The organism is Pseudomonas gingeri (genome assembly GCF_013385635.1).
GTDB lineage: Bacteria > Pseudomonadota > Gammaproteobacteria > Pseudomonadales > Pseudomonadaceae > Aquipseudomonas > Aquipseudomonas gingeri_A.
Map to the genome: position 1 here is coordinate 128,705 of NZ_JACAPR010000004.1, position 19,976 is coordinate 148,680.

Here is a 19,976-nt window from a genome sequence, read left to right on the forward strand (position 1 = left end):
TGTGCACACCCGAAAACCTGTGGGAGAGGGCAGCCCGCGATCACGATATTTCGCGTCATGCCTAAGCTCTGTGCACACCCGAAAACCTGTGGGAGAGGGCAAGCCCGCGATCACGATATTTCGCGTCATGCCTAAGCTCTGTGCACACCCGAAAACCTGTGGGAGCGGGCTTGCCCGCGAAGGCGTCAGACCAGACACCACTAATATTGGCTATGACTGGGGCTGCGGCCCGTTACCGATCTGCCACACAAACGGTGGCTCGGTGCCGTTGATCGCCCAGTCGCCGATGATCCGTGCCTTGTAGATCACCGGATTGTGTGACGACACCGTCCGCGCGTTGCGCCAATGGCGGTCCAGCGCCTTGCCCTGGCGGACATCCGAGGCACCGAGGGCATTGAACAGTTCGCCGGTGGCACGCTGGATCAACTCGGACACCACCACTTGTGCGGTGGCGGACTGGATTTCCGCGTCGACGTTGGCCTGCCGTTCCACCTCGGCATCGCCGCCAAACCGGGCGAGGTAGGCCCGCTGTGCCGGGTGCGCGGCGCGTATCGCGCTGGCTTCGGCGGCATACACCAGGGCGGCGACCTCGCCGACCACCTGCTGCACCTGGGCGTCCTCGCTGGCCCGCTGGGCATTGCCATGGCTATAGATGCGCTGGCGCTCGCGTACCTGGCGCGCGACATCCTTGAGCGCCGCACGGCCGATACCCGCCAGGGTCGCCAGCAGCACCAGTTGATAAAACGCCGTCTGGTACTTGAAGCGTTCGGCGAAGTCGATCACATGTCCGGCCTCCACTACCGCCTCGACAAACCGCGAAGTGCCGCTGCCGGTGGTGCGCTGGCCGAAACCGTCCCAGTCATCGCTGTGCTCGATCCCCGGCTGGCGGGCGCGCACGGCGGCAATCACATCGCCGCCGGTATCGCTGCGACGGGCGTAGACATCGATCCAGTCGGCGAAGATGCTCCCGGTGCTGTAGAACTTCTCGCCATTGAGGCGCCATTGTTCGCCGTCCGGAGTGACCTTGGTCACCACATCGCCAATGATCACATTGCCGATTTCGGTCCAGGCGCAGCCGACGATATCGCCGTCGACGAAGCGCTTGAACCACTGGTCGCGGGCGGGACCGGGGGCGGCGTTCAGGCGGTCCTCGGCAAAGGCGAAGTGCCCGCGCAGGGCCTGGGGCACATTAGAGTCGGCCTCGGCCAGTTCGATCAGCAGTTGGAACAACTGCGGTACCGACGCGCCGCCACCGCCATATTCCACCGGCACGCGCACGGCACCGAAGCCGGCCTGCTTGAGCCACTGGATCGGCTCGTGGGGCAGGCCGCGGGACAACTCGCGTTCCACCGCCCCGGCGGCGATGCGGGCAAAGACCGGCCGAAAGCGCGCGGCTAGGGTTTCATAGTCGACGCCAAGGGACAGCGGATTGATCACCTGGTGTTCGGTCATGGGACAGCTCCTTGAGGGCAGGCAGAGAAAACTGCGATTGCCGGGGCTGTTGCAGGGTCCATGCCGAGCCGGATGTGACCGGCGGCGCGATGGTTTACCTCGGCTGGATTGGAGGTAACTGTTGGTGGGCGAACAGTGCTTCAGCAAATCGTCCTGCCAGACGACAAATCGTCCAGCTCCTACAAGGGACGTGGCGTTCATGATCGTTCCCACGCTCCGGCGTGGGAACGCGGCCCGTGACGCGGTGGGAGCGGGCTTGCCCGCGAAGCTTTTAGCTGCCTCGCCGGCCTCATCGCCGGCAAGCCAGCTCCTACCGGGGATTGCGGTGAGGACGCTAGATGTGTTGGTAAGGGGAGGGCCGGACACTGGCACGCTTGCTGCTCTACCCCTTCGACATTCCCTGGTCCGAGGTGCAACACCATGAGTCAGCAAGCCGTGAAATTCGCCTACTGGGTGCCCAATGTCAGTGGCGGGCTGGTGGTCAGCAAGATCGAGCAGCGCACCAGCTGGGATATCGACTACAACCGCAAGCTGGCGCAACTGGCCGAGGCGGCCGGGTTCGAGTACGGCCTGACCCAGATCCGCTTCACCGCCGGTTATGGCGCCGAATACCAGCATGAGTCGGTTGCGTTCAGTCATGCCCTGCTGGCGGCCACGACCCGGTTGAAAGTCATCGCCGCGATCCTGCCCGGCCCCTGGCAGCCGGCATTGGCGGCCAAGCAACTGGCGACCATCGATCAACTCACGGGCGGACGGATCGCCGTGAATATCGTGAGTGGCTGGTTTCGCGGCGAGTTCCACGCCATTGGCGAGCACTGGCTGGAGCACGACGAGCGTTATCGCCGTTCCGAAGAGTTCATCCGTGCGCTGAAGGGGATCTGGACCGAGGAGGCGTTCACCTTCAGGGGTGACTTCTACCGTTTCAACGACTACAGCCTCAAGCCCAAGCCGCTGAGCCAGCCGCATCCGGAAATTTTCCAGGGCGGCAGTTCCCGCGCGGCGCGGGATATGGCGGCACGGGTCTCGGACTGGTATTTCACCAACGGCAACAGCCCCGAGGGAATCAAGGCCCAGGTCGACGATATCCGCACCAAGGCGGCCGCCAATGGCCACTCGGTGAAAGTCGGGGTGAATGCCTTTGTCATCGCCCGCGACACCGAGGAAGAGGCCCGGGCGGTACTGACGGAAATCATCGACAAGGCCGACCCCGAGGCCGTCGGGGCATTTGGCGATGCGGCGAAGCAGGCGGGCCGGTCGTCACCGGAGGGTGAGGGCAACTGGGCCAAATCCAGCTTCGAGGACCTGGTGCAATACAACGACGGTTTCAAGACCAACCTGATCGGTACGCCACAGCAGATCGCCGAGCGGATCGTGGCCCTGAAGGCGGTGGGCGTGGACCTGGTACTGGCCGGCTTCCTGCATTTCCAGGAAGAGGTGGAGTACTTCGGCAAGCGGGTCCTGCCGCTGGTTCGCGAGCTGGAAGCGCAGAAGGCTGGGCAGTTGGAGGAGGCGCTGGCCTGATTGCAATACCTTCCGTAGGAGCCGGCTTGCCGGCGATGAGGCCCGTGAGTCCTGCGTTGAATTCAAGGGCGCCATCGCCGGCAAGCTGCCACAAGGGAAGTGTACGGATATTCAAGTGTTTCCCCAGCAACAGCGAAGCTGCAATCTGCTGGTGAAAGAACGCCGGCAATAGCCGGATAATCGGTATAACTCTATGAAAATAAACAAATAATAATTCAGGCACAGAAGCTGCAATAGCTCAGGCAACACCATTCGCCCGAGAGCGTTCCATGTCGTCCCTGCCTGAATCTGCCGTTTACCCGATCCATTCCCCCAATGCCCACCTGATCCGCGACGAGGCCGAAGCCCTGGCGATCGCGCAGCGTGTCGCCGCCGGTCTGCTTGAGCAGGATGCGGAGCGTGATCGCACCCGCCAGGTGCCCGCCGACGTGGTGGACCTGTATTCCAACAGCGGCCTGTGGGGCATCAGCGTGCCTCGCGAGTTCGGCGGCGCCCAGGTGTCCTATGCGGTGCTGGCCGAAGTGATCGCGATCATCTCGGCGGCCGATCCGTCCCTGGGCCAGATCCCGCAGAATCACTACTGCCTGCTGGAAGACATCCGCCTGCAAGGCACGCCCGAGCAGCAGGCGCACTTCTTTGCCCTGGCGCTGCAAGGTCATCGTTTTGCCAATGCGCTGTCGGAGACCGGCGGCAAGAATGTCCAGGATATCCAGGCGACGATTCGTCGTCATGGCGACGGCCATGTGATCAATGGTCGCAAGGGCTACTGCACCGGCTCCCTGTACGCCCACTGGCTGGCAGTGCTGGCCCTGGATGAAGAGGGCAAGGGCCAACTGGCCTTTGTCGAGCGTGGCACGCCGGGGCTGGTGGTCGTCGATGACTGGGACAGTATCGGCCAGCGCACCACGTCCAGCGGCACGGTACTGGCCCAGGACCTGAAGGTCCCGGCGTTCAACCTGTTCCCGACCTATCGCTCCTACGAAAGCCCGACCCTGGCCGGGCCTTTCGCCCAGTTGACCACCGCCGCCATTGACGCCGGCATCGCCCGCGCGGCCCTGCGCGACACCGTTGCGTTTGTCCGCGAACACGCGCGCCCGTGGATCGATGCCGGTGTGGACAAGGCCAGCGAAGATCCGCTGACCATTATCCAGGTCGGTGGCCTGGAGATCCGTCTCGAAGCCGCCGAGGCCTTGCTCGAACGGGCCGGCAAGGCGCTGGATGTCGCGCGCCCGGCTCCCGATGAAGACAACGTGGCACGGGCCTCGCTGGCCGTGGCCAAGGCCAAGGTGCTGACCACCGAGATCGCCATCGAGGCCAGCAACAAGCTGTTCGAACTGGGCGGCACCCGCTCGACCCTGAAAAAGCACAATTTCGACCGCCACTGGCGCAATGCCCGGGTGCATACCCTGCACGATCCGGTGCGCTGGAAGTACCACGTGGTCGGCAACTGGCTGCTCAACGGGATCAAGCCGCCCCGTCACGACTGGTCCTGAGTCCATGGGTGAACTGCTGAAAAACATCTATTGGGGCGATATCGCCCAGGCCTGCCTCGACACCTTGAGCATGCTGGCGGCGGCCCTGGGGTTTACCGTCCTGCTGGGGTTGCCGCTGGGCGTGCTGCTGTTTCTCACCGGCAAGCGTCAGTTGCATGAAACCCCGCTGGTGTACCGGTCGTTGTCGGTGCTGGTGAATATCCTGCGCTCGCTGCCTTTCATCATCCTGCTGATCGTGTTGATTCCCCTGACCACCCTGCTGGTGGGCACCTCCCTCGGCGTTCCGGGAACCATCCCGCCGCTGGTAGTGGGTTGCACGCCGTTTTTCGCCAGGCTGGTGGAAACCGCCTTGCGCGAAGTTGACCGCGGCGTGGTGGAGGCGACCCAGGCCATGGGCGCCAGCACCTGGCAGGTGATCCGCCACACCCTCTTGCCGGAGGCCCGTGGCGGGCTGCTGGCGGCGGTGACGGTGACGGCCATCGTGCTGGTGGACTACACCGCCATGGCCGGGGTGATCGGCGGTGGCGGGCTGGGGGACCTGGCGATCCGCTATGGCTACCAGCGTTTCCAGACCGATGTGATGGTGGTCACGGTGATCCTGCTGCTGGTGCTGGTGCAAGGCCTGCAAATGACCGGTGACCGCCTGGTGGCCCGCTACACCCGACATTGACCCATTGATTTCGACACACCACAACCTGGCCCAACGTCCACCACACGCCGGCCCTTTCTGCCTCTCTGGAGCCTTGCATGAAAAAGACCCTGGCCGTACTGGCCGCCCTGATGTCCCTGGCGGTTCACGCCAATGAAAAACTGATTGTCGGTGCCACCCCGGTGCCCCACGCGGAGATCCTCGAATTCGTCAAACCGGAGCTGGCCAAGGAAGGCGTCGACCTGGAGATCAAGGTGTTCAACGACTTCATCCAGCCCAACCAGCAACTGGCCCTGAAGAACCTCGACGCCAACTATTACCAGTACCGACCGTTCCTCGATGATTACAACAAGACCCGCCACACCCACCTGGTGCCGGTGGTCGGCGTGCACATCGAGCCGTTCGGCGCCTACTCGACCAAGATCAAGAGCCTGTCCGAATTGAAGGACGGTGCCTCGGTGTCGATTCCCAACGACCCGGTGAACACCGGGCGGGCCCTGGTGTTGCTGCACGAAGCGGGCTTGATCAAACTCAAGGACCCGAGCAATACCCAGGCCACCCCGCACGATATCGTCGAGAATCCCAAGCACCTGAAGATCCGTGAACTGGAAGGGGCGATGCTGGCGCGCTCGGTGAGCCAGGTGGACCTGGCGTTCGTGTTTGCCAACTATGCGCTGGAGGCCGGGATCGACACCAATAGCGCGCTGATTGTCGAGAAAGGCAAGGACCTGTACGTCGAGTTCCTGGTGGCGCGGCCGGACAATATCAATGACCCGGGCATCCAGAAACTGGCCAAGGCGCTGAACTCCGACGCCGTGCGCCAGTTTATCCTGACCCGCTACAAGGGGCAGATTGCGCCGGGGTTCTGAGGACCGACCAAGACCGCCGATCACTACCCACCCGTAGGAGCCGTCTTGCCGGCGATAGCGATCTGACAGTCGACCTATTCGCCGGCTGATACACCAGCAATCGCTGGCAAGCCAGCTCCTACAAGCCCCGCGCCGCAGCATCGAGCGCAGCCATGACAACGCCTTGCAGTGTGGCCCTGGTACTCTGAAAGGCAGGCGCTAGATCGACAGTTGCAGCATCCGGTCACCCTGGACGTTTTCGCCGGGGCGGCGCTTGTTCACTGCCAGTTCGCCGATCTTGATCAGTCGGGTACGGGTCACGTTGCGACTCAGGCCCAGCAGGTTGGCGGTGTGCACCTGGTTGTAGTGGCTGAACCGGTAGGCGGCACGCAGCAAGGCATCCTCGACCTTTTCGTGGAGGGCTCCGGCCTGTTCCTCGAAGAGTTTCTGGAAGGCCCGGTTGAGCAGAGCCTCGGCCGAATCGTCGGTGGTCGCGCCAGTATCGTCCTGGCGTTCGATGCGCATGTTCGACAGGCGCAGGTCATCGCGTTCGATCACGCCGTTGTGGCAGATCAGCAAGGTGTGGTGGATGACGTTTTCCAGCTCGCGGATATTGCCCGGCCAGCTGTAGCTCTTGAGTTTCTGCTCGGCCGCCGGACTGATACGGACATCGCCGTAGCCCAGGCGCTGGCAATAGGCATCGATAAAGTGCCGGGTCAGCGGCAGGATATCGCCGGGCCGTTCGCGCAGGGGGCTCAACTCGAGGTTGACCACATCGAGGCGATAATACAGGTCCTCGCGAAAGTGCCCGGCGTTGATGGCCTTTTCCAACTGGACATTGGTCGCCGCCAGCACTCGCACATTGATCGGGATGCTCTTGCGCGAGCCCAGGCGCACCACTTCACGTTCCTGCAGGACCCGCAGCAGCTTGACCTGGATCGGCATCGGCAGGTCGCCGATCTCGTCGAGAAACAGCGTGCCGCCATCGGCTTCCTCGAACCAGCCGGCCTTGGCGCTGAGGGCGCCGGTAAACGCGCCTTTCTCATGGCCGAACAGTTCGGCTTCCACCAGGGATTCGGAGAACGCCCCGCAGTTGACCGCGACAAACGGTCGGTTGCGTCGCGCGCTGAGGTTGTGGATGTGCCGGGCCACCAGTTCCTTGCCGGTGCCGGTTTCGCCAATGATCAGCACGCTGGCTTCGCTCGGCGCGACTTGTTGCAGGTGGGCGAGCAGGGCCTGGGACTTGGGGTCTTCGAAGACCTGGGCGGTGGCGCGGATCGAGGTCGCCAGGGCTGGCGAGGGCGGTAACGTTAGCAGCTGCATAGGCTTCTCTAGGAATAGAAGGTGGGGATCGGCAGCGTCTGGTTCAGGGCCCAGTCGCCTAGTTCTTGGAGCTTGTAGTCCAGCGGGTCATGCAGGGTCTGGGTGCGCAGGTTGCGCCAGTGGCGGTCCAGGCGCAGGGACGCGTGGGTCGAGCGCGCGCCGGTGACTTCGAACAGCTTGCTGCACAGTTCCAGGCCATTGCGGCTGGCGGCGACCTTGGCGGTGGCGATGGCGGTAGCCAGGTGCCCGCGCTCCTCGGCGCTGAGGTTCTGGCCCTTGGCCCAGGCGCGGTCGAGCCCTTCGGCGGCGCGCTCGACCAGCAGGCGGACACCTTCCAGGGCGACCCAGAAGTCACCGTAGTGGCTGAGGATGTACGGGTCCTGGCGGATGTCCTCGGTGCCGGACTTGAACCACGGGCGTGTCTCGGTCAGGGTGTATTGCCGGGCTTCCTCGAAGGCACCTTCGGCGATGCCGAGGAACATGTGGGTGAAGGTCAGTTGCGCGATCAGCGGCCGCAGGCAGGCGAAGGGCGTGCTCAGGGGGCCGGGGTCGAGCAGCAGTTCCGACTCTTCGACCCGCACCCGTTCGAAGCTGGCGCTGCCGCTGTCGGTCTGGCGCTGGCCCATGTTGTGCCAGTCATTGTGCAGGGTGATGCCGGAGCGGCCGCTGGGAATCGCGGCGATCAGCAACTTGCCGCCGGCGCCTTCATCGACCGCCGAGGCGATCAGCATTTCCGAATCGCTGGCGCCGGAGCAGAAGCTTTTCTTGCCGGAAAATTCGCGCCAGCCGCCGAGCTTGCGCACCACGGTGCGGGTGTCCAGCGGATTGAGCGCGTTGCCCCAGAACCAGTTCTTGCGGGCGGTCTGTTCGAACCACGGTTGCCATTGTTCCGGGCGCGAAAACAGGCGCACGGTGGCGAGCATCAGGTGATGGAAACCGAAGACATGGGCGATGGAACTGTCGACCTTGGCGAATTCGCGGACCACGTTCAGCGTCTCGCTCCAGCTGGCGCCGAGGCCGCCGTATTGGGTGGGAATACTCAGGGCCAGCAGGCCGCTGTGGCGCAGGGCGTCACGCTGGGCTTTCGGCGTGCCGCCACGCTCGTCGCGCTCGACGGCGGTTTCGGCAAACTCGGCGGCCAGCAGGCGGGCGGTTTGCAAGGGGTTGAGCAGGGCGTTATGGGGTTGGGCCGTCACGCGGTGTCCCTCGAATAGATGACGTTGATCGTTCCCACGCTCCGCGTGGGAATGCATCCCGTGACGCTCCGCGTCACCGCCAGAGCGGACGCGGAGCGTCCAGTGCGGCATTCCCACGCGGAGCGTGGGAACGATCGGCTATGTGTTTCTCAGGCCCCGGTCTTGGCCGGCAACACATCGTTGGCGATCATTTCGCCGAACGGCCCGGTCAGGTTGGTAATGCCGCGCCCGGCCAGGCTGGCATAGGGTTCGGGCAGCAGCGGGAAGACCAGTTCGGCGAAGCGATAGGCTTCTTCCAGGTGCGGGTAGCCGGAGAAAATGAAACTCTCGATGCCCAGGTCGGCGTATTCCTTGATGCGTTCGGCCACCTGCTGCGGATTGCCGACCAATGCCGTACCGGCCCCGCCGCGTACCAGGCCGACACCGGCCCAGAGGTTCGGCGAGATTTCCAGGTTGTCGCGGCGCCCGTCATGCAGGGCGGCCATGCGCCGCTGCCCTTCGGAGTCGAAGCGCGAGAAGGATTTCTGCGCGGCGGCGATGGTTTCGTCACTGATGTGCTCGATCAGTTTGTCCGCGGCTTTCCAGGCGTCTTCCGCGGTTTCCCGGACGATCACGTGCAGGCGGATACCGAAGCGCACGGTGCGCCCCTTGCGCGCGGCACGCTCACGTACGTCCGCCAGCTTCGCGGCCACGGCGGCCGGTGGCTCGCCCCAGGTCAGGTAGACGTCGACCTGGTCGGCGGCGAGGTCATGGGCGGCATCCGACGAACCACCGAAGTACAACGGTGGATAAGGTTTCTGCACCGGTGGGTAAAGGGCCTTGGCGTTCTGTACGCGCAGGTGCTTGCCTTCGAAGTCGACAGCTTCGCCCTGCAATACCCGACGCCAGATCCTGAGGAATTCGTCGGTGACTTCGTAGCGTTCGCTGTGGTCGAGGAAACTGCCGTCGCCACGATTTTCGTCGGGGTCGCCGCCGGTCACCACGTTGATCAGCAGGCGGCCGTTGGACAGCCGGTCGAGGGTGGCGGCCATGCGCGCCGAGACGGTCGGCGAGATGATCCCGGGACGGATCGCCACCAGGTAGCGCAGGCGTTCGGTCAGCGGTACCAGGGCCGAGGCGATGACCCACGAGTCTTCGCAGGAACGGCCGGTGGGAATCAGTACACCGTGGTAGCCGAGGTTGTCGGCGGCCTGGGCCACCTGTTTCAGATAATTGAGCGTGACCGGACGGGCACCCTGGGTGGTGCCCAGGTAATGACCGTCACCGTGGGTGGGGAGAAACCAGAAGACATCCATGACAAGTCCTTAGGCGATTTTCAGCAGATGCTTGGGATGAACGCCGAACAAGGGCGCGGCGCGTTCTGCAGCAAGGCGGATGCGGGCCTTCAGGGGCTCGCTGGTTATTTGATAATTGGTGAAGTCCGTTTCGCTGGCGTAGACGCCGATGGGCAGGGTCAGCGCCTGGAAGAAGCTGAACAGCGGACGCAACTGGTGATCGAGGATCAGCGCATGACGCTCGCTGCCGCCGGTGGCGGCCAGCAGGATCGGCGTGTCGATCAGGGCATTGAGGTCCACCAGGTCGAACAGGTGCTTGAGCAGCCCGGGGTAGGAGCCGCGATAGACCGGTGAGCCGACGATCAGCAGGTCGGCGCTCTCGATGGCCTGCAACTCGGTCTCGACCTCGGTGCTCAGTTCGGCACGGGACAGCGCGGCGCCCAGGGGGCGGGCAATATCGCCCAGTTCGATCACCCGGCTTTCGATGGGCAACTGCTGCGCCAGTTCGGCCAGTAGTGCCTGGGTCAGTACCAGGGTGCGAGAGGGGCGGTAGGTTCCGCCGGAAAGGGCAACGACTTTCAGGGCACGAGACATGATCAGTTCCTTTTCAAACAGTTGCTCAGCGAGCAGGGTCGGTGACAGGGCTTGAGCAAGAGCTGTACCAATCTCCGGGTCCCGTATCTGCGGGCCCGCGGCACGCTGGGCAAGGGACCGTGTGCTGGCTGACGAGCTGTTTTGTTGATCGACTGTTGGCTGGCGAACAGTTGCCCGGGCAACAGCGGACAAGGTGTGCAGGCAGTTGTAAGGGATTTCTGTTATTCCGTAAAGTAACGTATTTCCATATTTATAGTTCTTTAAGGAATATTAGGCGTCGACTCCGGGGTGCGGTAGAAGCAATCGATAGCGACTATCGAGAAGGGTGATTTCTGCTCCGTCGGAGCGCCGGGTAGCCTGTGTCCATTGCCTCGCATCAGGTTTTCGGGAGTCACGCCATGAAACATTCACCCGCGGTTCTACTGCTTCTGCTGCTGTCGGTCCTGGCCGGTTGTGCCAGCCATCCGTCTCCCGAACTGCGTCCCTACAGCGCCGAGGAGAGCAAGGAGCTGGCACTGGAGGCGCTGAACCGCCGCGGCTTGTCCTTCGATGAGTACCAGCAGAAGAAAGCCGAATTGCTCGGGCAGCCGCGCAAGGTCTACGGCTTTGACGACCAGGGTGAGATCAGCGCGGATCGTGGCAGTAACAGACGTGGTCATCAGAGCTGAACGCTTCAACAACACCGTGTTCCCCCTCCCGCCGCTGGAGCAGGTCGTCTGTTCCGGCACGATTGACGCTCGCAACACCTTCCCGGGGCCTGTAAGCTGGATTTCAGGAGCGTTCCTACGCACTTTTACTGAAAGTTATCTTTCTTTAATTCTTTCCCATCGGGTATAGCTGTCCGTTCAGCCCTCGGTTGGCTACCCGCGAGAGTTCGATCCGCGGGACACGCTTTATGAGTCTTTTGCCATGAATCAACTTCCTTTGTACTTCGACTACGCCGCCACCACGCCGGTGGATGAGCGGGTCATTCAGGTGATGGTCGAGTGTCTTGGTTTTTCCGGCAACTTCGGCAATCCCGCTTCCAGCTCCCATGCCTTCGGCCAGCGTGCCCGGCAGACGGTCGAGCAGGCCCGGCAGCAAGTGGCGAACCTGGTGGGCGCCAGCCCCGAGCAGATCGTCTGGACGTCCGGTGCCACCGAATCGAACAACCTGGCCCTCAAGGGCGTGACCCAGGCCCGTGGGGTCAGCGGCGGCCATGTGATCACCAGCCAGATCGAACACAAGGCGGTGCTCGACACTGCCCGGCAACTCCAGGAAGCCGGGATCGCGGTCACTTACCTGGTACCGGATGCCGACGGCCTGATCACCGCGCAGCGGGTCAGCGAAGCCCTGCGCGAAGACACCTTCCTGGTGTCGCTGATGCTGGTGAACAACGAGCTGGGTACGCTCAACGATATCCAGGCCATCGGCCAGCGGGTCCGCGAACAGGGCGCGCTGTTCCATGTGGACGCCGCCCAGGGAGCCGGCAAGGTCGCCATCGACCTGGCGCAATTGCCGGTGGACCTGATGTCGTTCTCGGCCCACAAGTTGTACGGGCCCAAGGGCATCGGTGCCCTGTATGTCGGACCCCGTGCCCGGGAACACCTGCACGCGCAGATCCACGGCGGCGGTCATGAAGGCGGCCTGCGCTCCGGGACCCTGGCGACCCATCAGATTGCCGGCATGGGCAGTGCCTTTGCCCTGGCGACCGAATCCTTCGACGAAGAGGCGACGGTGATCCGGGCCCTGCGTCAGCGTCTGCTGGAACAACTGGCGGATATCCCGGGGCTGCGCCTGAACGGCAGTCCGAGCGAACGCATCCCGCACACCTTGAGCCTGACTTTCGCCGAGGGCGAGTTCAATGGTGCGCTGCTCAGCCAGTCGCTGGCCTACTCGGCGACCTCGGCGTGCAATTCGGCGAGCAATGCACCGTCCCATGTGCTGCTGGCGCTGGGACATGACGGGCGTTCCGCCGGTCGCACCATCCGCCTGAGCCTGGGCCGCTTCACCCGCGAGCAGGATATCGACCGGGCCGCGGCGGCGATCAAGGCCTGTGTCAGCGCACCGGCACCGTTCTGGGCGGTTGCCCCGTCGTGATGGCTGATCCATCATCGGCACCGGATAATAATTAAATACGTGATTAGCAGGAGACATGATGAGCACGCAGACCTTGAGTCAGGGAACCGTACCCCAGCGCCTGGCGCGTACCCGCGAGCTGATGAGCCGCGAGGGCGTCCACGCCTTGCTGGTACCGTCCGCCGATCCGCACCTGTCGGAATACTTGCCTGCCTACTGGCAGGGCCGGCAGTGGCTCTCGGGGTTCCATGGTTCGGTCGGCACCTTGATCGTCACGGCGGAGTTTGCCGGGGTCTGGGCTGACAGCCGTTATTGGGAACAGGCGACCAAGGAACTGAGCGGCAGTGGTATCGAGCTGGTCAAGTTGCAACCGGGGCAACCCGGGCCGCTGGAGTGGCTGGCCGAGCAAACGCCGGAAGGCGGCGTGGTCGCGGTCGATGGTGCGGTGATGGCGCTGGCTTCGGCGCGCACCCTGGGGGACAAGCTGCAAGCCCGTGGCGCCCGCCTGCGTACCGATGTCGATCTGTTGCAGCAAGTCTGGGAAGACCGCCCGGTATTGCCGAACCAGCCGATCTACCAGCACTTGCCGCCACAGGCGACCGTCAGTCGGGTGGAGAAACTCGCCCAACTGCGTGAAGAACTGAAGAATCGCGGTGCCGACTGGCATTTCATCGCGACCCTGGACGATATCGCCTGGCTGTTCAACCTGCGTGGCGCCGACGTGTCGTTCAACCCGGTGTTCGTCTCCTTCGCTCTGGTCAGCCAGGACCAGGCGACCCTGTTCGTCGCTCTCGACAAGGTCAGTGCCGAGCTGGTGCAGATCCTCAAGCAGGATGGCGTGAACCTGCGCGACTACAGTGAGATTGCCGCTGCCCTGGCGAGCGTGCCGGTCGGTTCGAGCCTGCTGGTGGACCCCGCCCGTGTCACCCGCGGCCTGCTGGACAATCTCGGTGCCGAGGTCAAGCTGGTGGAAGGCCTGAACCCGACCACCCTGGCCAAGTCGCGCAAGAGCCTGGACGATGCGGCTCATATCCGCCAGGCCATGGAGCAGGACGGTGCGGCCCTCTGCGAGTTTTTCGCCTGGCTGGAAACAGCGCTGGGACGCGAGCGGATCACCGAGCTGACCATCGACGAAAAACTCACGGCTGCGCGTGCCCGTCGCCCTGGCTACGTGTCCCTGAGTTTCAACACCATTGCCGCGTTCAACGCCAATGGCGCGATGCCGCATTATCACGCCACAGAGGAAGAACACGCGGTGATCGAAGGCGACGGCCTGTTGCTGATCGACTCCGGCGGCCAATACCTGGGCGGCACCACCGATATCACCCGAATGGTTCCGGTGGGTACGCCGACTGCCGAGCAGAAGCGTGACTGCACGCGGGTACTCAAGGGCGTGATCGCCTTGTCCCGCGCGCAATTCCCCCGTGGCATCCTGTCGCCGCTGCTCGACGCCATCGCCCGTGCGCCGATCTGGGCGGAAAGCGTGGACTACGGCCATGGCACCGGTCACGGCGTGGGTTACTTCCTCAATGTCCATGAAGGTCCGCAAGTGATCGCCTACCAGGCGGTCGCGGCCCCGCAGACCGCGATGCAGCCGGGCATGATCACCTCGATCGAGCCGGGCACCTACCGTCCGGGCCGCTGGGGTGTGCGGATCGAGAACCTGGCGATGAACCGCGAAGCCGGCAAGAGTGAGTTCGGCGAGTTCCTGCGTTTCGAAACCCTGACCCTGTGCCCGATCGATACCCGCTGCCTGGAACCGTCGTTGCTGACCGAGGGAGAGCGCGACTGGTTCAACGGCTACCATGCCGAGGTGCGTGAGCGCTTGAGCCCGCTGTTGACGGGGGCGGCGCTGGACTGGTTGAACACCCGCACTGCCGCGATCTGACAACCACCGCAACCCTTGTGTAGGAGCCGGCTTGCCGGCGATAGCGGCCACAAGGGCGATGCCAGGCTCAAGGGCCTCATCGCCGGCAAGCCGGCTCCTACAGGTTTGGGGGGTCAAAGCCCGGTCAGGGCTTCGCTCATATAGTCGACAAACGCCTTCACCCTGGCGGACTGCCGGCGATTGGCCGGGAACACCGCATGAATCGGCAGCGATTGCGCCTGGTAATCGCGCAGGATCGCCGTGACTCTCCCGGCTTGCAGGTCTTCGGCAAACAGCCACACGGGCGACAGCGCAATGCCGAGCCCGCCCAGGACCATTTCCCGAATTGCTTCCGAGTTGTTGCTCTGGGCGTTGCCCTTGATGCGCACGCTGTAGTGCTGTCCGTGTTTTTCGTAGTACCAGAGGTTCTGGCTGTTCAGCAGGTTGAACAACAGGCAGTTGTGTTCGCCAAGGTCTTCCGGGGTCTGCGGTTCGCCCCGGCGTGCCAGGTACGCGGCACTGGCCACGGTTATCCGTTGGGTATCGCCGATGCGGCGGGCGATCAGGCCGCTGTCGCTCAACTCGCCGATACGCAGGCTGACATCCAGGCCTTCGTTGACCAGGTCCTGGTTCTGGTCGTTGAGCTGCAGATCGATTTCCAATTGTGGATAGCGTGCCAGGAAATCAGGCAGCCGGCTGGCGATCTGCAGACGGCCGAAGCTCACCGAAGAACCGATGCGCAGGTTGCCCGCGACCTGTTCCCTGCCGGACTGGAAGCTGTGTTCGGCGCTGTCCACGGCGGCGAGGATCTGCCGGCACTGCGTGTAGTAGCGCTGGCCTTCGTCGGTCAGTGACAACTGGCGGGTGCTGCGGGCAATCAGCTTGCCGCCCAGCTCGGCTTCCAGGGCCTTGAGGATCTTGCTGATGGTCGGCTGGCTAGTCTGCAGCTCGCGGGCGACAGCGGAAAAACTGCCGCGCTCGACCACCCGGACAAAGATGGCCATTGCATTGAGTTTATCCATGATGGCCTCCAATTCATGCCAAATAGGCATGATCACTATAGCAATAGTGCGTCTTATCGGCATGAGTGAGGCGGCGCAAGATCGGCTTACTTTCACTGATCGGGGTTGCCGACATGTCTCACTCGCTTGAAATGAATGCCCTGCTGGTCGATACCGCCCATGCACCGTTGCGTCTGGTTGCCATTGACCGCCCCGTACCGGCGGCGGGGCAGGTGCTGGTTCGCATCAAGGCCTCGGGAATCAATCCGCTGGATGGGAAGGTGCGTGCCGGCCAGGCCGGCCATGCCCGTCAACCGCTGCCCGCGGTGCTGGGCATGGATCTGGCCGGGGTTATCGAAGCCCTGGGCGAGGGCGTCGACGGCTGGACGGTCGGTGATGAAGTCTATGGGATGGCGACCGGTATCGGGGGTGCCCAGGGTTCGCTGGCCGAGTTCGCGGCGGTCGATGCCCGCCTGCTGGCGCGCAAGCCGGGCAACCTGAGTATGCGCGAGGCGGCTGCGTTGCCGCTGGTGCTGATTACCGCCTGGGAAGGGCTGGTCGATCGGGCGCGGGTAAGCGCCGGTCAGGCGGTGCTGATTCATGGCGGTGCGGGCGGTGTCGGGCATGTCGCGGTGCAGATCGCCAAGGCGTTTGGCGCCAGGGTCTTCGCCACAGGTTCGGCCAGGCATCAGACGGTGATCGAAGGATTTGGCGCCACCTTTATCGATTACCGGCACCATACCGTGCAGGACTATGTGCAGCAGCACACCGTCGGCGAGGGCTTCGATATTGTCTATGACACGGTGGGCGGCGAAACCCTGGACGAGTCGTTCCAGGCGGCGCGGACTTATCACGGGCATGTCCTGAGTTGCCTGGGCTGGGGACAGCACAGCCTCGCGCCGCTGTCCTTCCGGGGGGCCACCTACTCCGGGGTCTTCACTCTGTTGCCGTTGCTGACCGGCCAGGGGCGCGATCATCACGGACACATCCTGGCCGAGGCCGCCCGGTTGATCGAAGCCGGCCAACTGAAACCCTTGCTCGATCCCCGACGGTTTACCCTGCAAACCGCCGAGGAGGCCTATACCTTGCTGGGCAACGGTGCTGCGCAAGGTCGGCTGGTGGTCGAGATCTAGTCTGTACGGATTTCAGAGCAAGGCTTCGCGAACGAAGTCCAGGCGGTCCTGGCCGAAGAACAGCCGATCGCCGACAAACAGGCTGGGTGCGCCGAAGACGCCGCGTTGCAGGGCCTCGTCGGTCCTGGCCTTGAGGGCGGCCTTGACCTCTTCGTCGGCGGTCAGCGCGAGTATCCGTTGTGGGTCGAACGCATTCTCCACCAGTAGCTGGGCGACAACGGCCGGATCGTTGAGGTTGCGTCCCTCAACCCAGAGGGCGCGATAGAGGATGTCGACGAAGTCGGCAAAACGTTCCGGGTGGCGCAGTTGCACGGCGGTGGTCGCGCGCATCAACAGCAAGGTGTTGATCGGAAAATACGGATTGAAGCGGAAGGGGACGTCGTAACGGCGGGCATAACGCGTCAGGTCATCGATCATGTAGCGTCCCTTGGCCGGTATTTCGGCGGGGGAGGCATTGCCCGTGGCCTTGAATACGCCACCTAGCAGCATCGGCTTGTAGATCAGTTCGGCGCCGGCCTGTTCACACAGGAGCGGCAACTGGGTGTAGGCCAGGTAGGAGGCGGGGCTACCCAGGTCAAAGTAGAACTCGACGGTTTTTTTCATGGATGAAGCATCCTTGTTGTTGTCGTGTGGCCCGAGCTTACCAGCGTTCATTCCAGGGGCGCAGGTCTAGTTCGAAGGTCCAGGCGTCGCGGGGCTGACTGTGCAGGTACCAGTAGTTCTCGGCGATATGAGCCGGATCGAGGATGCCGTCCTGATCCTTGAGGGCATACTTTTCCGGGAAGCTGGTGCGGATGAAGTCGGTGTCGATGGCACCGTCGACCACCACATGGGCCACGTGGATATTCAGCGGTCCCAGTTCACGCGCCATGCTCTGGGCCAGGGCGCGGATACCGTGCTTGGCGCCGGCAAACGCGGCGAACCCGGCGGCTCCGCGCAGGCCGGCGGTGGCCCCGGTGAAGAGGATGGTGCCGCGTTGCCGGGTGACCATGCGCTTGGCGACTTCCCGGGCATTGAGGAATCCGGAGAAACAGGCCATCTCCCAGATCTTGAAGTACTTGCGGGCGGTCTCTTCCAGGATGCTGCACGGCACGTTGGCGCCGATATTGAACACGAAGGCTTCGATCGGGCCGATCTGGCTTTCGATCTGTTCGATCAGTGCTATCACGTCGTCTTCCTTGCGGGCATCGCAGGCAAAGCCATGGGCCTCGCCGCCGGCCTGCTGGATGGCATCGACCAGTGGTTGCAGCTTGTCGGCACTACGCCGGGTGACGCAGGAGATAAAACCTTGCGCGGCGAAACGTTTGGCGATGGCACCGCCGGTGGCATCGCCGGCACCGACGACCAATACGACTTTCTTGTTGTTGAGGGCAGTAGTCATGGCGGATCGCTCTTTAGTAAACGGTCGTTAACTAAACGAACGTTATGCTACGATTCGAGAAGCGTCAAGGCACCGCACAGGAACAGCACCATGCGTTATTCGCTCAGCCACAAACAACAAACTCGCGAGCGCTTGCTCGAAAGCAGCGCGTCGTCCGCCAAGCGATCCGGCTTTGCGACCATCGGCGTGGATGGCCTGATGAAGGCCATCGGGCTCAGTGGCGGTGCCTTCTATGGTCACTTCTCGTCCAAGGACGAGCTGTTCAGTTCAATCGTCGAGCGTGAACTGAGCCTGAGTCTGGCGCGGCTGGGTGGAGAAGGAGAACCTGATCCGGCACGGCTCAAGCGTTGCCTGAAGCTCTATCTGAGCATGGCCCATGTCGAGCAGGCGGAGAGCGGTTGTGCCTTGCCGGCGCTGGGTGCGGAAATCGCGCGAGGGGATGCGGCGGTGCGCCAGCAGGCCGAGGACTGGATGTGTCGGTTGCAGCAGCGTTGGGCGCAGGTGCTTGGCAGTGAGAGCCAGGCCTGGTCGATCCTGTCCCAGTGCGTGGGGGCGTTGGTGGTCGCGCGGATGATGCTGACGCCGGATATTCAGCGCCAGGTGTTGAAGTCGAGTCATGACGAAATCAATCGCCAGATCGCAGGGCCGCTCGGGGAGTGACTAGCGCTTGCACATGATGATCATGCTACGACTGGTGTAGCCAGCGGGGTTAAGGCCGAAAGGGTAGTCACCAGGGTCTTCGACGGCATCACCTGACTTGGCGATGATCTTGTAGCCGTTTGCGTCGCAGGATTCAGCGGCTTTGGTGTAGCACTTTTCCCAGGAGGAGGTCAGTCCCGAGCAGTTGATGTGCACGCCTCGCTTGCCATATTTTATGGGCTTGGAGGTGGCGCTGCAGCCGGCGACGGCGAGTACTGCCAAGACGATCAAAAAGCGCTTCATTCCTGTCCTTAATCTCCAGCCCCCGGATCAACTCGTCCGGGTTTGGCTTTTTTCGTGCCCGCCTGCGTCTTCCATGAGTGCCCCGTCCAAAAATTATCAAGGCTGGCATTGAGTTAGATGTAAACATGTCTTATTTGCCGAAGAAATGCCAGAGCAACGTCACAGGTTGTATCAATCAGCTGCCATGGCGGGCTTGGGTTCGCTGCGCATGGTCAGGGTCGCGCCGACGGAAGCGCAGATGATGCAGGCAATCGCCAGCCATTGCGCCAGGGACAGGTACTCGCTCAGGAACACCAGGCCCGAGAGGGCGCCGAAGGCCGGTTCGATACTCATCAGGGTACCGAAGGTGCGTGCGGGGATTCGCGTCATCGCGACCATCTCGAGGCTGTAGGGCAGGGCGGTGGAGAGGACGGCGACGCCAAGAGCGACCGGGATCAGCGAGGGCGTCAGCAGTGCCGCGCCGGCGTGGGCGATGCCGAACGGGGCAACGAAGAGGGCGGCGATCATCACGCCCAGGGCAGCGGTCTGGATACCGTTGTCCGCGCCGGCTTTCTGTCCGAACAATATGTACAGCGCCCAGCAGACACCCGCGCCCAGCGCATAGAGCGTACCGACCAGGTCAATACTGGCGCTGGTGCTTGCCGTTGGAATCAATAGCAGCAGGCCGCTGATCGCCAGACCTATCCATAGATAGTCGATGGCCCGGCGCGAGGCGAGGATCGCCACGGCCAGTGGCCCGGTGAACTCCAGGGCGACGGCGATGCCCAGGGGCACACTGCGCAGGGACATATAGAAGAGCAGGTTCATGCCGCCCAGGGCGATGCCGTAGATGATCACGGTGCGCAGGGACCTGGCGGTGAATGTCGCCCGCCATGGGCGCAGTATCAGCAGCATGATGACGCTGGCGAAGATCAGCCGCAGGGTAGTGGTGCCTTGGGCGCCGACCAGGGGGAACATGCTCTTGGCCAGGGAGGCTCCGGACTGAATGGAAGCCATTGCGATAAGCAGCAGGCCGACGGGGAAGAGTGTCGTGGCCAGGCTGCGGGACTGCTGGGTCATGGGGTGGTGTCATCCGGAACGGGTAATAGAGGAGGGATAGCCGGTCTATGATGCTTAACAACGGCTGCTTGAGCAATATATTGCTCAAATCAAGCGCCTTCCTTGCTATAAAGGTGCTTTCGATAGAAAACTCGAATCAATGCTTGACGGCAGATTCTGTGAGTCTATAATTCGCCCCACTTCCG

The 19,976-nt window shown here is 63.2% G+C and carries 19 protein-coding genes; 9 read left to right on the forward strand and 10 right to left on the reverse strand.

What is annotated here, in order from left to right; translation table 11 throughout:
* Positions 1 to 210 precede the first annotated feature (210 nt).
* The gene (locus HX851_RS03785) at positions 211 to 1,452 is read right to left on the reverse strand and encodes an acyl-CoA dehydrogenase family protein (RefSeq protein ID WP_177065082.1); all 1,242 of its coding nucleotides are present in this window, start codon (positions 1,450 to 1,452) and stop codon (positions 211 to 213) included.
* 420 nt (positions 1,453 to 1,872) lie between these two features.
* On the opposite strand from HX851_RS03785, the gene sfnG reads away from it, so the two are divergent.
* From sfnG to HX851_RS03805, 4 genes are all read left to right on the forward strand, one after another.
* A complete protein-coding gene (sfnG, locus tag HX851_RS03790; protein WP_177061219.1) occupies positions 1,873 to 2,973 on the forward strand; it encodes a dimethylsulfone monooxygenase SfnG in 1,101 nt (366 codons plus the stop codon).
* A gap of 269 nt (positions 2,974 to 3,242) precedes the next feature.
* A complete protein-coding gene (locus HX851_RS03795; RefSeq protein WP_177065084.1) occupies positions 3,243 to 4,466 on the forward strand; it encodes an SfnB family sulfur acquisition oxidoreductase in 1,224 nt (407 codons plus the stop codon).
* Positions 4,467 to 4,470: 4 nt separating this feature from the next.
* Entirely contained in the window at positions 4,471 to 5,136 is a 666-nt protein-coding gene (locus tag HX851_RS03800) for a methionine ABC transporter permease (RefSeq protein WP_177061223.1), read from the forward strand.
* A gap of 77 nt (positions 5,137 to 5,213) precedes the next feature.
* Positions 5,214 to 5,984 carry a MetQ/NlpA family ABC transporter substrate-binding protein gene (locus HX851_RS03805; RefSeq protein WP_177061225.1) on the forward strand — a complete coding sequence of 257 codons (771 nt, stop codon included), beginning with the start codon at positions 5,214 to 5,216 and terminating at the stop codon, positions 5,982 to 5,984.
* Between the two features lie 198 nt (positions 5,985 to 6,182).
* Here HX851_RS03805 and HX851_RS03810 read toward each other — a convergent pair whose 3' ends face one another.
* The 4 genes from HX851_RS03810 to msuE all read right to left on the reverse strand — a co-directional run bounded on the left by HX851_RS03810 (position 6,183) and on the right by msuE (position 10,350).
* Positions 6,183 to 7,286 carry a sigma-54 interaction domain-containing protein gene (locus HX851_RS03810; RefSeq protein ID WP_177061227.1) on the reverse strand — a complete coding sequence of 368 codons (1,104 nt, stop codon included), beginning with the start codon at positions 7,284 to 7,286 and terminating at the stop codon, positions 6,183 to 6,185.
* Positions 7,287 to 7,294: 8 nt separating this feature from the next.
* Entirely contained in the window at positions 7,295 to 8,482 is a 1,188-nt protein-coding gene (locus tag HX851_RS03815) for an acyl-CoA dehydrogenase family protein (RefSeq protein ID WP_177061229.1), read from the reverse strand.
* 149 nt (positions 8,483 to 8,631) lie between these two features.
* Positions 8,632 to 9,777 (reverse strand): FMNH2-dependent alkanesulfonate monooxygenase, encoded by a 1,146-nt coding sequence (gene ssuD, locus HX851_RS03820; protein ID WP_177065086.1) that lies wholly within the window; start codon positions 9,775 to 9,777, stop codon positions 8,632 to 8,634.
* A 9-nt stretch (positions 9,778 to 9,786) separates the two neighbouring features.
* Positions 9,787 to 10,350 (reverse strand): FMN reductase, encoded by a 564-nt coding sequence (gene msuE, locus HX851_RS03825; protein WP_177061232.1) that lies wholly within the window; start codon positions 10,348 to 10,350, stop codon positions 9,787 to 9,789.
* 398 nt (positions 10,351 to 10,748) lie between these two features.
* Here msuE and HX851_RS03830 point away from each other — a divergent pair, with 398 nt between their 5' ends.
* The 3 genes from HX851_RS03830 (at position 10,749) to HX851_RS03840 (ending at position 14,296) form a co-directional block, all read left to right on the forward strand.
* On the forward strand, positions 10,749 to 11,018 hold the full coding sequence (locus tag HX851_RS03830; protein WP_177061233.1) for a hypothetical protein: 270 nt from the start codon (positions 10,749 to 10,751) through the stop codon (positions 11,016 to 11,018).
* Positions 11,019 to 11,259: 241 nt separating this feature from the next.
* On the forward strand, positions 11,260 to 12,429 hold the full coding sequence (locus HX851_RS03835) for a cysteine desulfurase family protein (RefSeq protein ID WP_177065088.1): 1,170 nt from the start codon (positions 11,260 to 11,262) through the stop codon (positions 12,427 to 12,429).
* A gap of 58 nt (positions 12,430 to 12,487) precedes the next feature.
* Positions 12,488 to 14,296, forward strand: a complete 1,809-nt coding sequence (locus HX851_RS03840) for an aminopeptidase P family protein (protein WP_177061235.1) — start codon at positions 12,488 to 12,490, stop codon at positions 14,294 to 14,296.
* 113 nt (positions 14,297 to 14,409) lie between these two features.
* On the opposite strand, the gene HX851_RS03845 is transcribed toward HX851_RS03840, so the two are convergent.
* On the reverse strand, positions 14,410 to 15,297 hold the full coding sequence (locus HX851_RS03845) for a LysR family transcriptional regulator (protein WP_177061236.1): 888 nt from the start codon (positions 15,295 to 15,297) through the stop codon (positions 14,410 to 14,412).
* A 113-nt stretch (positions 15,298 to 15,410) separates the two neighbouring features.
* On the opposite strand from HX851_RS03845, the gene HX851_RS03850 reads away from it, so the two are divergent.
* Complete coding sequence (locus HX851_RS03850; protein ID WP_177061238.1) at positions 15,411 to 16,409, forward strand: zinc-dependent alcohol dehydrogenase family protein; 999 nt, start codon at positions 15,411 to 15,413, stop codon at positions 16,407 to 16,409.
* A 12-nt stretch (positions 16,410 to 16,421) separates the two neighbouring features.
* Here HX851_RS03850 and HX851_RS03855 read toward each other — a convergent pair whose 3' ends face one another.
* Both HX851_RS03855 and HX851_RS03860 read right to left on the reverse strand, forming a co-directional pair.
* Entirely contained in the window at positions 16,422 to 17,012 is a 591-nt protein-coding gene (locus tag HX851_RS03855; protein ID WP_177061240.1) for a 2-hydroxychromene-2-carboxylate isomerase, read from the reverse strand.
* Between the two features lie 37 nt (positions 17,013 to 17,049).
* Positions 17,050 to 17,790, reverse strand: coding sequence for an SDR family oxidoreductase (locus HX851_RS03860; protein ID WP_177061241.1), 741 nt, complete (start codon positions 17,788 to 17,790; stop codon positions 17,050 to 17,052).
* A 90-nt stretch (positions 17,791 to 17,880) separates the two neighbouring features.
* On the opposite strand from HX851_RS03860, the gene HX851_RS03865 reads away from it, so the two are divergent.
* Positions 17,881 to 18,450 carry a TetR/AcrR family transcriptional regulator gene (locus HX851_RS03865; protein ID WP_177061243.1) on the forward strand — a complete coding sequence of 190 codons (570 nt, stop codon included), beginning with the start codon at positions 17,881 to 17,883 and terminating at the stop codon, positions 18,448 to 18,450.
* Here the strand turns inward: HX851_RS03865 and HX851_RS03870 are convergent, their stop codons facing one another.
* On the reverse strand, positions 18,451 to 18,732 hold the full coding sequence (locus tag HX851_RS03870; protein ID WP_177065089.1) for a hypothetical protein: 282 nt from the start codon (positions 18,730 to 18,732) through the stop codon (positions 18,451 to 18,453).
* Between the two features lie 171 nt (positions 18,733 to 18,903).
* Positions 18,904 to 19,791, reverse strand: a complete 888-nt coding sequence (rhtA, locus tag HX851_RS03875; RefSeq protein ID WP_177061247.1) for a threonine/homoserine exporter RhtA — start codon at positions 19,789 to 19,791, stop codon at positions 18,904 to 18,906.
* Positions 19,792 to 19,976: the final 185 nt, after the last annotated feature.

Excerpts from the sequence above, each read along its gene's own strand:
- HX851_RS03810 (WP_177061227.1), bottom strand. The coding sequence starts at position 7,286 with ATGCAGCTGCTAACGTTACCGCCCTCGCCAGCCCTGGCGACCTCGATC.
- HX851_RS03870 (WP_177065089.1), bottom strand. The coding sequence starts at position 18,732 with ATGAAGCGCTTTTTGATCGTCTTGGCAGTACTCGCCGTCGCCGGCTGC.
- ssuD (WP_177065086.1), bottom strand. The coding sequence starts at position 9,777 with ATGGATGTCTTCTGGTTTCTCCCCACCCACGGTGACGGTCATTACCTG.
- HX851_RS03845 (WP_177061236.1), bottom strand. The coding sequence starts at position 15,297 with ATGGATAAACTCAATGCAATGGCCATCTTTGTCCGGGTGGTCGAGCGC.
- HX851_RS03860 (WP_177061241.1), bottom strand. The coding sequence starts at position 17,790 with ATGACTACTGCCCTCAACAACAAGAAAGTCGTATTGGTCGTCGGTGCC.
- HX851_RS03830 (WP_177061233.1), top strand. The coding sequence starts at position 10,749 with ATGAAACATTCACCCGCGGTTCTACTGCTTCTGCTGCTGTCGGTCCTG.
- msuE (WP_177061232.1), bottom strand. The coding sequence starts at position 10,350 with ATGTCTCGTGCCCTGAAAGTCGTTGCCCTTTCCGGCGGAACCTACCGC.
- HX851_RS03855 (WP_177061240.1), bottom strand. The coding sequence starts at position 17,012 with ATGAAAAAAACCGTCGAGTTCTACTTTGACCTGGGTAGCCCCGCCTCC.
- HX851_RS03835 (WP_177065088.1), top strand. The coding sequence starts at position 11,260 with ATGAATCAACTTCCTTTGTACTTCGACTACGCCGCCACCACGCCGGTG.
- HX851_RS03850 (WP_177061238.1), top strand. The coding sequence starts at position 15,411 with ATGTCTCACTCGCTTGAAATGAATGCCCTGCTGGTCGATACCGCCCAT.
- sfnG (WP_177061219.1), top strand. The coding sequence starts at position 1,873 with ATGAGTCAGCAAGCCGTGAAATTCGCCTACTGGGTGCCCAATGTCAGT.
- HX851_RS03805 (WP_177061225.1), top strand. The coding sequence starts at position 5,214 with ATGAAAAAGACCCTGGCCGTACTGGCCGCCCTGATGTCCCTGGCGGTT.
- rhtA (WP_177061247.1), bottom strand. The coding sequence starts at position 19,791 with ATGACCCAGCAGTCCCGCAGCCTGGCCACGACACTCTTCCCCGTCGGC.
- HX851_RS03795 (WP_177065084.1), top strand. The coding sequence starts at position 3,243 with ATGTCGTCCCTGCCTGAATCTGCCGTTTACCCGATCCATTCCCCCAAT.
- HX851_RS03865 (WP_177061243.1), top strand. The coding sequence starts at position 17,881 with ATGCGTTATTCGCTCAGCCACAAACAACAAACTCGCGAGCGCTTGCTC.
- HX851_RS03785 (WP_177065082.1), bottom strand. The coding sequence starts at position 1,452 with ATGACCGAACACCAGGTGATCAATCCGCTGTCCCTTGGCGTCGACTAT.
- HX851_RS03800 (WP_177061223.1), top strand. The coding sequence starts at position 4,471 with ATGGGTGAACTGCTGAAAAACATCTATTGGGGCGATATCGCCCAGGCC.
- HX851_RS03840 (WP_177061235.1), top strand. The coding sequence starts at position 12,488 with ATGAGCACGCAGACCTTGAGTCAGGGAACCGTACCCCAGCGCCTGGCG.